Source organism: Pseudomonas sp. 14P5.3.2 (genome assembly GCF_057799175.1).
Genome location: NZ_JBYOKU010000047.1, coordinates 1 through 12,446, shown reverse-complemented (window position 1 = coordinate 12,446; position 12,446 = coordinate 1). Strand labels below are relative to the sequence as shown.

At 59.8% G+C, this 12,446-nt stretch carries 11 protein-coding genes; 8 read left to right on the top strand and 3 right to left on the bottom strand.

What is annotated here, in order from left to right:
- Nucleotides 1-163 precede the first annotated feature (163 nt).
- Complete coding sequence (locus AC27VU_RS26195) at nt 164-622, bottom strand: REP-associated tyrosine transposase (protein ID WP_488725227.1); 459 nt, start codon at nt 620-622, stop codon at nt 164-166.
- A 626-nt stretch (nt 623-1,248) separates the two neighbouring features.
- Between AC27VU_RS26195 and AC27VU_RS26190 the strand changes: the two genes are divergently transcribed.
- The 4 genes from AC27VU_RS26190 to AC27VU_RS26175 all read left to right on the top strand — a co-directional run bounded on the left by AC27VU_RS26190 (nt 1,249) and on the right by AC27VU_RS26175 (nt 6,390).
- On the top strand, nt 1,249-2,667 hold the full coding sequence (locus AC27VU_RS26190) for an amino acid permease (RefSeq protein ID WP_103484898.1): 1,419 nt from the start codon (nt 1,249-1,251) through the stop codon (nt 2,665-2,667).
- A 200-nt stretch (nt 2,668-2,867) separates the two neighbouring features.
- Entirely contained in the window at nt 2,868-4,355 is a 1,488-nt protein-coding gene (locus AC27VU_RS26185) for a glucosyltransferase domain-containing protein (protein ID WP_488725226.1), read from the top strand.
- 116 nt (nt 4,356-4,471) lie between these two features.
- Complete coding sequence (locus AC27VU_RS26180; protein WP_488725225.1) at nt 4,472-4,834, top strand: GtrA family protein; 363 nt, start codon at nt 4,472-4,474, stop codon at nt 4,832-4,834.
- On the top strand, nt 4,831-6,390 hold the full coding sequence (locus tag AC27VU_RS26175) for a glycosyltransferase family 39 protein (RefSeq protein WP_488725224.1): 1,560 nt from the start codon (nt 4,831-4,833) through the stop codon (nt 6,388-6,390). Before AC27VU_RS26180 ends, AC27VU_RS26175 begins: the two co-directional genes overlap by 4 nt.
- A gap of 20 nt (nt 6,391-6,410) precedes the next feature.
- Here AC27VU_RS26175 and AC27VU_RS26170 read toward each other — a convergent pair whose 3' ends face one another.
- Nucleotides 6,411-8,030 (bottom strand): FMN-binding glutamate synthase family protein, encoded by a 1,620-nt coding sequence (locus AC27VU_RS26170; protein WP_103484894.1) that lies wholly within the window; start codon nt 8,028-8,030, stop codon nt 6,411-6,413.
- Nucleotides 8,031-8,262: 232 nt separating this feature from the next.
- Nucleotides 8,263-9,063: a helix-turn-helix transcriptional regulator gene (locus AC27VU_RS26165; RefSeq protein ID WP_488725223.1), complete on the bottom strand. Its 801-nt coding sequence runs from the start codon at nt 9,061-9,063 to the stop codon at nt 8,263-8,265.
- Nucleotides 9,064-9,187: 124 nt separating this feature from the next.
- Here AC27VU_RS26165 and AC27VU_RS26160 point away from each other — a divergent pair, with 124 nt between their 5' ends.
- The 4 genes from AC27VU_RS26160 (at nt 9,188) to AC27VU_RS26145 (ending at nt 11,859) form a co-directional block, all read left to right on the top strand.
- The gene (locus AC27VU_RS26160; RefSeq protein ID WP_488725222.1) at nt 9,188-10,009 is read left to right on the top strand and encodes a carbon-nitrogen hydrolase family protein; all 822 of its coding nucleotides are present in this window, start codon (nt 9,188-9,190) and stop codon (nt 10,007-10,009) included.
- 258 nt (nt 10,010-10,267) lie between these two features.
- Complete coding sequence (locus AC27VU_RS26155; RefSeq protein ID WP_400507459.1) at nt 10,268-10,696, top strand: NUDIX hydrolase; 429 nt, start codon at nt 10,268-10,270, stop codon at nt 10,694-10,696.
- 24 nt (nt 10,697-10,720) lie between these two features.
- Entirely contained in the window at nt 10,721-11,359 is a 639-nt protein-coding gene (locus AC27VU_RS26150) for a LysE family translocator (protein WP_201136687.1), read from the top strand.
- Nucleotides 11,360-11,361: 2 nt separating this feature from the next.
- Nucleotides 11,362-11,859, top strand: coding sequence for a GNAT family N-acetyltransferase (locus tag AC27VU_RS26145; RefSeq protein ID WP_488725221.1), 498 nt, complete (start codon nt 11,362-11,364; stop codon nt 11,857-11,859).
- Nucleotides 11,860-12,446: the final 587 nt, after the last annotated feature.

Genomic DNA, 12,446 nt, shown 5'->3' with positions numbered 1-12,446 from the left:
GAAGAAAACTGTACCTGTGGCGAGGGAGCTTGCTCCCGCTGGACTGCGCAGCAGTCCCAATCCCTGTGGTCGCAATTTGTCTGAAACACCGCGTGCGCGGGTATTACGACGGCTTCGCCGCCGAGCGGGAGCAAGCTCCCTCGCCACAGGGGGAGTGGGAGCTTTAGAGCCAGCAGGCGTCCCAGAGCGGGTAGTCGCCAATCCGCTCCACCAATCCGGCCCGCAGGGGATTGGCGATGATGTAACGGGCAAACGGTTTCAAGTCCTCACCATCACGGATGGCACGGTCGTGGTAGCCGGTTTGCCAGAACGCGCCTTTTCGATTCAGGGTGCGATTGATCGACAATGTGCTGCGGGATTTCACTGCCTGCATCAGGCCCTCCATATGCATTTCCTCCAGCTGGACCAGCCAGTGGAAGTGATCAGGCATCACCACCCAGGCAATCGAGTCCACCCATCGTTGGTCATGAGCTCGCCTGAGCTCCGCTACCAGTAAACGCCCCATCTGCCAATCGCTGAAGATCCTGCGGCGCTGATACACCACGGCGGTAATCAGATAAGCACGTCCGTATTCCGAACAGCGCCCACGGCGAAGCCGATGTGAATGTAGGTGTTTACGCATTCCGTGCGTCCTTTGCGATTTCAATCCTGATTCACGCTAGTCGCCTCGTTCAAGGCTTGGGTCTGCGATGGCTGTACGAAGTTTCCGAAAACATCCAGATGTCGCGCCTTCTGTGGCGAGGGAGCTTGCTCCCGCTGGGTTGCGTAGCAGCCCCAATCCCTGTAATCGCGATCTTTCTGAAAAACCGCGTACGCAGGTTTTACGACTGCTTCGCAGCCAGGCGGGAGCAAGCTCCCTCGCCACAGGGGGCTAGACCGTCAAGTTCATCGAAACAGCCTGAATAGAGCCATCCCCCTGCGCAATACCACCAAAGCAGGTACATGACGATGCACCAACGCTGTGCAATACTCGCCGGCCTTTTTGGTGGCGACTATTCCTACGTGAAGCAGTTAATGCCTCTCCGTAAACCGGCTTTGCGCCGAGAGTTCCCGCTGAATGTTGTTGCTTATAGAGTGAAAAGCCCTGTCACAAGCTTTTTATACTGCACGCCCCGCTGATCTTGCAGGTCGGGACCTGCGAGACGTGTCTGCCCACGAGGTGGATGCGGTTTCGGGAAGATGAGGCCTATCGGCCGACGCTTCGCCACTCGGTGGTCATATCCAATAACAAGACGAGGTTGTATCCCTATGCCAGTCGGCAATCACCTGCCCCATGGCGAGACCGCTCACGGCGGCCCGCTCAAACGCGAACTCGGTGAACGGCATATCCGCCTGATGGCGCTCGGCGCCTGTATCGGCGTCGGCCTGTTCCTGGGTTCGGCCAAGGCCATTGAAATGGCCGGTCCGGCGATCATGCTGTCGTACATTCTCGGCGGCCTGGCGATCCTGGTGATCATGCGCGCCCTCGGCGAAATGGCCGTGCACAACCCGGTGGCCGGTTCGTTCAGCCGCTACGCCCAGGACTACCTCGGCCCGCTGGCGGGCTTTCTCACCGGCTGGAACTACTGGTTCCTGTGGCTGGTGACCTGCGTCGCGGAAATCACCGCCGTCGCCGTGTACATGGGCATCTGGTTCCCCGATGTGCCGCGCTGGATCTGGGCCCTCGCGGCGCTGGTCAGCATGGGCTCGATCAACCTGATCGCGGTAAAAGCCTTCGGTGAATTCGAGTTCTGGTTCGCCCTGATCAAGATCGTCACCATCATCGCCATGGTGATTGGCGGCATCGGCGTGATCGCCTTCGGTTTCGGCAACGACGGCGTGGCACTGGGGATTTCCAACCTGTGGGCCCACGGCGGCTTCATGCCCAACGGCGTGACCGGTGTGCTGATGTCCCTGCAAATGGTCATGTTCGCCTACCTCGGTGTCGAGATGATCGGCCTGACTGCCGGTGAAGCGAAGAACCCGCAGAAAACCATTCCCGATGCGATCGGCTCGGTGTTCTGGCGCATTCTGCTGTTCTACGTCGGCGCACTGTTCGTGATCCTGTCGATCTACCCGTGGAACGAAATCGGCACCCAGGGCAGCCCGTTCGTGATGACCTTCGAACGTCTGGGGATCAAGACCGCCGCCGGCATCATCAACTTCGTGGTGATCACGGCGGCACTGTCGTCGTGCAACGGCGGCATCTTCAGCACCGGGCGCATGCTCTACAGTCTGGCGCAGAACGGCCAGGCCCCGGCCGGTTTCGCCAAGACCTCCAACGGCGTGCCACGTCGGGCGTTGCTGCTGTCGATTTTCGCCTTGCTGATCGGCGTGCTGCTCAACTACCTGGTGCCGGAGAAAGTCTTCGTCTGGGTGACCTCGATTGCGACCTTCGGCGCGATCTGGACCTGGGTGATGATCCTGCTGGCGCAACTCAAATTCCGTAAAGGCCTGAGTGCCAGCGAACGTGCCGGTCTTAAATACAAGATGTGGCTGTACCCGGTCAGCTCGTACTTCGCGCTGGCGTTCCTGGTGCTGGTGGTCGGCCTGATGGCGTACTTCCCCGACACTCGCGTGGCGCTGTATGTGGGGCCGGCGTTCCTGGTGCTGCTGACGGTGTTGTTCTACGTGTTCAAGTTGCAGCCGACTGGTGAATCGCAAGGCGCGGTGCGTTCGGCCAGTTGATGTAGCGCGATAGCAAAAGCAAAAGATCGCAGCCTGCGGCAGCTCCTACACGGGATATGTATTCACCCTGTAGGAGCTGCCGCAGGCTGCGATCTTTTGCCGTTTTACCGCCGGTCTGAAAGAGCGATACAAACCCCGCATACAAGGCTCAAACCTGTATCACTTTGCAATCCCGCGCGGCAGTGAACCGAGGCGCAGACATGAGGGCGAGCGCATTTCTCGAACGAGAGCTCAGTCACCGGCAAGCCCTGCTGTTCTTCCTGCTCGCCACCGCGTTGTACGTCCTGCCACTGATCCTCGCCGACTTCCCCTACATCGACGACAACTGGCGCACGCTGGCCGCCGGCAATGCCTGGGCCGGGCAGGGGCGGTTGTTTGCCGACTGGTTTTATCAGGCGCTGACGTTCACGGGGGCCGCGCCGAACATCTATCCGTTACCCCTGTTGCTCGCCACCCTTGCCATGTCGCTGGCACTGACCCGCCTGACCTTTCACTACTTCGCCGAACCGACGCTGGCCTGTTGTCTGGTGCCGTTGCCGCTCTGGTACAACCCGTTCCTGTTGCAGAACCTGTCTTATCAATACGACGGCCCGATCATGGCCCTGAGCATGGTTGCGGTGATCTACGCCATCACGTTCGAAGGTTCATCGCGGGTGCAGCGCTGGCTGGTGCCGGCGGCGTTGCTGGCGCTGGCGATCGGTCTTTATCAGATCAGCTTCAATGTGTTTCTCGGTCTGTGTTGCGTGGAACTGCTCAGGGCCGTGCACCAGCAGAGCCGATGGGCGGACACCTTGCGCATGCTGGGCTGGAAACTCGCACAAGCGGTTTTGGGCATCCTGATCTACAGCGTCACCGCTTACCCGTTCATGGATACATTACGAAAAACGGATCTGCTGAACGCAGACGCCCAGCCGCTGCTGCAGATTGGCGTCAACTTCGCGCGGGTCCTGGAGAAAGTCGCGCTGTTGTTTCACGGCGGCTACCTGTGGGTTTTCGCTGCGCTGGTGTTGTGTGCGCTCGCCGGCTGCGTGCGGCTGGTTCAGCGTCGTCAGCCTCGTTGGCAAAGCTTGCTGCTGTGCTTGCTGAAGCTGCCCGTTCTGGCCTTGCTGGTGCCGGGGATCGCCCTGCTGTTCCGGGATTTCAATGAAGGTGCGCGGACCCTGATGGGGTTCGGCGTGTTGCTGTTGGGATTGTTCTATCTGGCGCACGTTGCGCTGGCATCCGGGCACCGTCGCTTGCCGTTGCTGCTGATCATCCCGCTGCTGGCGACACTCTCGCTGTCCTTCGCATATGGCCGGGTGCTGAGCCTGCAGAAAACCTTCTCCAACAGTGCGCTGTACAGCCTGAGCCACGACATCGCCGAACATCGCGAGCTGCGTGAAGCCAAGCGGATTTATCTGTCGGTGAGCTACTCCGACCGCTGGCTGGCCAGTGCGGCCGGTTCATTCAAACGGCTACCGGTGCTGCCCTATCTGCTCAACGTCGATTACTTCGTGCTTGCGGAAAATCTGCCGGCAGCGGGCATCACCAACGTGGTCGCCGAACGCGAACGGCGCAACGCCACCCGCGTCGGCTACCAGGGTTTTCCAGCGCTGGTGGACAGCCTGTATTACCGGATTTACCTGATCGGTGATTACGGCTTCATCGTCATGAAGGAACCGCCCCACGGCAGATTGTTGCAGTGGTGAATGAGCGACCGTTCATCTGATTATGGCCACCACCTGTAATTTCTGACAGTAGACCGTTCAAGCGCCTTGCCCTAGCTTCGAAAGTCCCCCGGACGAAGCCATGGCAAGGAACCGTAATGAAAGGATTTCCTGCGCTGACAGTGATTGGAATTGCCGATGCCCTGATCCACTGGCAGATTTTTTTCGTCCTGTGCAGCGCCGCGGGACTGACCCAGGCAGCCAGCAACTTCGCTGCGTTCTGCGTGGCGGCGGCGTTCTCGTTTTACGTGAACATGCTCTACACCTTCGACAGCAAAACCCCGGTATTCGGCTATTTGCTGTTTATGGGTCTGATGGGGGGCGCGAGCTTTGGTATCGGCAGGATTGCCGATACGCGTGACTGGAGTGGGCTGCTGACGGTCACGGTGTTTACCGCGTTGAACCTGATGTTGGGTTACGGCTTTTTCCGGTTTGTGCTGTGTCGTGGACAACGGACATGAAACCCTTGGTGGCCGTACCTTTTTTCAAAGATGCGAATGTTTCAGTGCGGGCCGATCTGCTGGCTCTGGCGGCAGTTCTGATTATTGCGCTGTGCGTGCGGTTCTACTCCATTACAGTCCCCGCGATCTGGAATGACGAGGCCTACAGTCTGCTGCTGGCTCGAGAAACGCCGGCGCGCATCTGGGCGTTGACCGCTCTGGATGTGCATCCGCCGCTTTATTATGTGCTGCTGCATTATTGGGTGGCAGTGTGGGGAGAGTCTCCTTTGGCGGCTCGTGCATTCAGTGTGTTGGCCGATATCGGCACGTTGCTGCTTTGCATCAAGCTGATGAGTCTGATCTCGACACGCAGGGCTACCTGGATTGCTGCGGTACTGCTGGCGCTACTACCGATTTCAGTGCGTTACAGTCAAGAAGTACGGATGTACACATTGCTTGGATTCTGGCTGATGGCTGCAACCGTGGCATTGCTATGTTGGGCAAGACAGCCTGAGCAAAAACGCTTTGCGTTGATCTACGTTTTGCTGATGACTGCCGCGTTTTATACCCACTACTTCGCAGGATTGTGTGTGCTGGTGCATTGGCTGTTCTGGTGGCAGAGCCGGGCCACTCGCGACGGCGCGGCGATTTCAGCGCATTCATGGTTAGTTGCCAATATTGCGATCGTGTTTCTGTATTTGCCCTGGATTCCCCATTTCATCCAGCAGCTGGGTGGCACGGGCAGCTTCGACTGGATAAAACCTGTGACGTTGCAGGGAGCCTTGACGATTGTCTGGCAGTTCACCGTTCTCGGGGAGGCTGCTTCAATACCTCTGACGTGGCAACTGTTGCCGTGTGGGCTGATGTTGGTGTTTGCCGGAACAATCATCATCAGCAACCCCGGCAAACGTCACTTCAGTGTTTTGCTGGTCAGTTACTTCTTTGTTCCGCTGCTCGCACTGTATCTGGTTGCCTTGGCGCTTCCTTTTTTTGTACCCCGATACCTGGTGTTCTGCGCGCCGGCCCTCGCGCTGATTTCTGCGGCGGCGCTGGATATCTGGGGACGGCGTCGAATCATTCTGGCGAGCGCTACGTTGCTGTTGTTGGTCATTATGCAAGTTCACGGTCTGACGATGGTGTACCGACAAACCGATGGATTAAACGGGACAGGCGCACGCAAGGACACAAGCTTCAGCTCATTGGTGACTCAGTTGAATCGGCTGGCGCATCCAGGAGACAAGATCGTGATCGCCAGTGCTTTCTGGTATCCGAGCTTCGCTTATTACAACACCACAGGTATTGATCCAAAGTTTGAGATCCGCACATCAATTGATGGATTCTTGCAGCTCACCCGTCAAGGCGTGTTTGGCCTGCTCAATGATCCAGTAATGAATGCCTATATCGATGGTGTGACGGTGCTTGATTGTGCAGGCCGAACAATCTGGTGGATTACCGATACGGTTTTGCCGAATGAACCACCGCGCTTTGCAAAAGGGAGGAGACCTTTGCAATCGTTGCAGGAGGGGAACGTTTCGTTGTATTCGTTTGCCTGCGACCGGAGTGCCGACCTCAACTGAAGCCAGCACTCCAGTTGCGCTTATGCAGCCACCACCTCGCTCGGTTCAAAACTGTCCGCCCGCGCCATCTGCCACATCCGCGAGTAAAACTCGCCATTCACTTCCCCAGTCAGCAATTCCCCCGGTTTCAGAAACACATGCAACTGCGAAAACAGTTTGATCTCGGTTGCCGACATGCGTCGCACCAGGTGTTTGGCCGACAGTTGCGACGGATGCTCGAGGCCGGCGGCAGCGAGCATTTCTGCCAGCGCCTTGAGCGTGTTACGGTGGAAGTTGTAGACGCGCTGGGCCTTGTCCGGGACGACCAGGGCGCGTTGGCGCAGGGCGTCTTGCGTGGCGACGCCGGTCGGGCATTTGTTGGTGTGGCAGCTTTGCGACTGGATGCAGCCGATGGCGAACATGAAACCGCGCGCCGAGTTGGCCCAGTCGGCGCCGATGGCCAGGACGCTGGCGATGTCGAAGGCGCTGACGATCTTGCCGCTGGCGCCGAGTTTGATCTTGTCGCGCAGGTTCAGGCCGACCAGGGTGTTGTGCACGAACAGCAGGCCTTCGCGCATCGGCACGCCGATGTGGTCGGTGAATTCGACCGGTGCGGCACCGGTCCCGCCTTCCTTGCCGTCGACCACGATGAAGTCCGGAAGAATGCCGGTTTCCAGCATGGCCTTGGCGATGCCCATGAACTCCCACGGATGCCCGAGACAGAACTTGAAGCCCACCGGTTTGCCGCCGGACAGTTCACGCAGTTGCTGGATGAAATGCATCATTTCGATCGGCGTGGAAAACGCGCTGTGGCGTGACGGCGAGATGCAGTCTTCGCCCATCTGGATACCACGGGTGTCGGCGATTTCCTGGGTGACCTTGTGTTTGGGCAGAATCCCGCCGTGGCCGGGTTTGGCGCCTTGGCTCATCTTGATTTCGATCATCCGCACCTGCGGATTCTGCGCCTGGGTGGCAAAGCGCTCCGGGTCGAATCGGCCATCGCTGGTGCGGCAGCCGAAGTAGCCGCTGCCCAGTTCCCAGGTCAGGTCGCCGCCGTGTTCGCGGTGATACGGGCTGATGCTGCCTTCGCCGGTGTCGTGGGCGAAGTTGCCGAGTTTGGCGCCCTGGTTCAACGCGCGGATCGCGTTGGCGCTGAGCGAGCCGAAGCTCATCGCCGAGATGTTGAACACCGAGGCCGAGTAGGGCTGGGTGCACTGCGGGCCGCCGACGGTGACGCGGAAACTGTTGGGGTCGCTCAACGGTGCCGGGCGCATCGAGTGGCCAATGAATTCGAAGCCCGATTGATACACATCGATCAGCGTACCGAAGGGTTTGTCGGCGCTTTCATTTTTCGCCCGCGAATACACCAGCGAGCGCTGGGCGCGGGAGAAGGGCAGGGCGTCGCTGTCGGATTCCAGCAGGTACTGACGAATTTCCGGGCGGATGCCTTCGACCAGATAGCGGATGTTGCCCAGGATCGGGTAGTTGCGGCGCACCGCGTGCGGGCTCTGCAGCAGGTCGAACACACCGAGCAGGCTCAACACACCGGTGACGGCGGTGATCGGCCACAGCCAGTCGTGTTCGAGAAAGGGCAGGCTGGCGAGGGTGAAAATCACGCAGACGGCAAAGAAGGCGTAGCGGCTCAGAAGTGACAGGCTCATACGGTTTCCTTGGTTCGGACTCAATGGTTACCCATGGCGCGCAGACTGGCTTGCTCTTGTGGCGAGGGAGCTTGCTCCCGCTGGGTTGCGCAGCAGCCCCAAACCTGGCCATCACGGTCTGTCTGATGCATCGCGTGACCAGGCTTTGCGACTGCTGCGCAGTCGAGCGGGAGCAAGCTCCCTCGCCACAGGGGATTCCAAGCTTCAGAGATCTCCTGCGTGCCAAGGCTTTTCAGGCGTTCTGCGCCTGGAGAAAAATCGAAAACAGCTCCGACTGGGATTTGATCCCCAGCTTGCTGTACATGTGTTTCTTATGGACTTTCACGGTTTCTACGGAGATTTCCAGCTTACGGGCGATTTCTTTACTGGAGCAACCGCTGAGCATCAAACGCCCGACATCCAGTTCCCGGGCGGTCAGTTGCGTGCCCTTGAGTCGTTGCACCGATGCTTCCAGTTGCACCCGCCAGTCGACCTGCGCCGGCGCGGCAGCGAGGGCCACGGTTTCATCGATTTCGTACGGCAGGCGCTGGCGCAAAAGGCCCAGTACCCAAGGCTGGATCAAAGACAGCAAAGCAATCTGTTCGCCAGTGAAACGTTTTTCACTGCCCAGCGACAGGCACAGCGTGCGCTCGCCTTCGAGCTGGCAATTGAACTGGATTTCGTCGGCGACCACATTCAGACGAAAGTATCGCTGGTAATACTCGGTCAGCTCGAAATGCTCCGGCGCCACCTCCGACAAGCGGTACATGCCAGTGCGCGACTGCTCGCGGCAGGCAATGTAGAACGGGTCGAGCCGGTACAACCCGCGCAGATAGTCCTGAAACAACGGGTCGGGACTGCCGTCCTCGCCGGGGCATTCAGCGAAGACCTGTGGATGCTGATCGGCGCTGAACAGCAGCACCACCCAGCTATCGAACGCCACGTACTGGTCGAGCAGACGCACCAGTTGCGCCCAGAAATTCGGCTTGTCCAGCGCCTCGATCAGTTGCCCGACGGCGCGGTGCCAGGTGATGTCATCAAGTGAAACGGTCATGGATCTACCCCTGTCGGGTTACCCCGGCCGCGTGATTCCCCGGCCGGTCGCAGCTGCGCATACTGGCCCACAGACAGCCACCGGGCAATCTTTCGGCGCCCGCTGCCCACAACAAGGAATCTTCATGAAAGTCGAACTCGCCCAACTGGCGGGCCGTGACACTGGCACCGCGTACAACCTCGAACGCGCCCTCGCGGCGATTGCGGCGTGCGCGGCCGATACGCAATTGATCGTGTTCCCGGAAACCCACCTCATGGGCTTCCCGACGGCCGAGACCGTGGCGCAGATCGCCGAGCCGGTGGACGGCCCAACCGTCAGCGCCGTGTTGGCCGCTGCCCGCGAGCGCAACATCGCTGTGGTGATCGGCCTGGCCGAGAATGACAACGGGCGCTTCTACAACACCACGCTGCTGATCACCCCGGAAGGCATCGCCCTGAAATACCGCAAGACCCATTTGTGGGCCTCGGATTGCGGCGTGTTCGAGGCGGGCGACCGCTATTCCACCTGCGAGTGGAACGGCGTGCGCGTCGGACTGCTGATCTGCTACGACATCGAATTCCCCGAATCCGCCCGTGCACTGGCACAGCTGGGCGCCGATTTGCTGATCGTGACCAACGGCAACATGGACCCGTACGGCCCGACCCATCGCACCGCGATCATGGCCCGCGCTCAGGAGAACCAGGCGTTTGCGCTGATGGTCAACCGCGTCGAGGCCGGGGACGACGGCTTGATGTTTGCCGGTGGTAGTGCGCTGGTCGATCCGCTGGGGACGCTGCTGTTCGAGGCCGGTCGTGAAGAAGGGCAGTTCAGCGTCGAGCTGGATTTCAGTCAACTGGAGGTTGCGCGCAAGGATTATCGCTATCTGCAGGATCAGCGCCTGAAGCTGCCGGGGGAGGTGCTGGAGCACGCTTCGGGACTGCGCGAGTTACTGATTCCTTTGCGCTGATCCGGATTCCGTGTCCAGCGAACTGACGCCTTCGCGAGCAAGCCCGCTCCCACAGTGACCGCGTTCCCCTGTGGGAATACACTCTCACAGTGATCGCGTACGTCCTGTGGGAGCGGGCTTGCTCGCGAAGGCGGCCTGATGGACAACACACCTGCCTGCCCCAAAAAATCAGTGCAACCGCGCCCGCTACCACAGAGACTTTGCGTCCGGCGCCGGGCATGTGATGCTTGCGGCTTTTGCGCCAGAGGCCTGCTCTTCATGTCGACGTTTCCCAACGAAAAAATCATTCGCATCGCTGCCGCCCTGTTGCTCAATCCCGAGGGTCAGACCCTGCTGGTGCGCAAGCGCGGCACCACGGCGTTCATGCAGCCGGGCGGGAAGATCGAAGCCCATGAGTTGCCGGTGCACGCACTGGCCCGCGAGCTGGAAGAAGAGCTGGGGCTGGCGATTGATCCGGCGCAGGCGACATTTCTCGGGCAGTTCTCGGCGCCTGCTGCCAACGAGCCGGGGTTTGTTGTTCACGCAGAGATTTTTCAGCTGACGATCGATGCCGACGTGACGCCCGCTGCCGAAATCGAGGAAATGATCTGGGTCGATCCGGCCACTGATCCTGCTGTCGTTCTGGCGCCATTGACACGGGATCTGATCCTGCCGTTTTATCGCCACTCGCTCACCGCGATTGCCTGATCATTCACGCACAGGACGCCCACCATGATCCCGCTTCCAGACCTGCTGATCTTCGCTGCCGCCGCGCTGTTGATGGTACTGACGCCGGGGCCGAACATGATTTACCTGATCTCGCGTTCGATCTGTCAGGGGCGCAAGGCCGGGGTCACTTCGTTGCTTGGCGTGGTGGCGGGGTTTTTCGTGCACCTGTTCGCGGCTGCCGCCGGTTTGACGGCGGTGTTTCTCGCGGTGCCGATGGCCTATGAAGTGCTGAAATGGGCCGGCGCGTTGTACCTGTTGTGGCTGGCCTGGCAAGCGGTGAAACCCGGCGCGCGCTCGCCGTTCGAAGCGCAGCCATTGCCGCCGGACTCGTCGCGCAAACTGATCACCATGGGCTTTCTCACTAGCGCGCTGAACCCGAAAATCGCGGTGTTCTATCTTTCAGTGTTTCCGCAATTCATCACCCCGGAACACGGTTCGGTGTTCACCCAGAGCATCATCCTTGGCCTGACCCAGATCAGCGTCAGTTTCTGCGTCAATTTGCTGATCGCGCTGTTCGCGGCGGGTATCGCCTCGTGGTTTGTGCGCAACCCGACATGGCTGGCGCTGCAGCGTTATTTCATGGGTTTTGTACTCGCCGGTCTGGCGGTGCGCCTGATGCTTGAACAACGCAGGACGGCGTGAGCATGTGGATCGAACGGCTGGACGCCAGTCATGCCCTGGCTTACCGCGAGCTGATGCTTGAGGCCTACGACCGCCACCCGCAGGCGTTCACCTCCAGCGTGCGCGAGCGTGCGGTGATGCCGTTGAGCTGGTGGGAAGCGCGGCTGACCAGCAAACTCGACGTGGTGCTCGGTGCGTTCGAAGCGGGCACATTGGCCGGCATCGTTGGCCTGGCTTTCGAACCCAGAGAAAAGGCCCGGCACAAATCCACTTTGTTCGGCATGTACGTCTCAGCCGATTTTCGCCAGCACGGCCTGGGGCAAAAACTGGTCGAGGCCGCCATCGCCGAAGCACACAACCATCCGGAACTGAAACTGATCCAGCTGACCGTCACCGCCGGCAACGACGCCGCGTTCAAGCTGTACCAGCGTTGCGGCTTCATCCAGTTCGGACTGGAGCCGCTCGCGGTACGCGTGGGTGAAGACTACTTCGACAAGATCCACATGTGGCGCCAGCTCTGACACCACACAGTTCCCCTGTGGGAGCGGGCTTGCTCGCGAATGCGGTGGGTCAGTGCAGCACCCGTCAACTGACAGATTGCTTTCGCGAGCAAGCCCGCTCCCACAGTGGGATGCGTGTTTCAGGTAAGGGGATCAATGTTGTCGAGCATGCGCTTCACCGCCCATCACCACCTCTTGAAATCACACAGTTCCCCTGTGGGAGCGGGCTTGCTCGCGAATGCGGTGGGTCAGCGCAGCACCCGTCAACTGACAGATTGCCTTCGCGAGCAAGCCCGCTCCCACAGTGGGATGCGTGTTTCAGGCAAGGGGATCAATGTTGTCGAGCATGCGCTTCACCGACCGTCACTACCTCTTGAAATCACGCGATTCCCTGTGGGAGCGGGCTTGCTCGCGAATGCGGTGGGTCAGTGCAGCACCCGTCAACTGACAGATTGCCTTCGCGAGCAAGCCCGCTCCCACAAGGGGATGTGTGTTTCAGGCAAGGGGATCAATGTTGTCGAGCATGCGCTTCACCGACCGTCACCATCTCTTGAAATCACACGATTCCCTGGGGGAGCGGGCTTGCTCGCGAATGCGGTGGGTCAGTG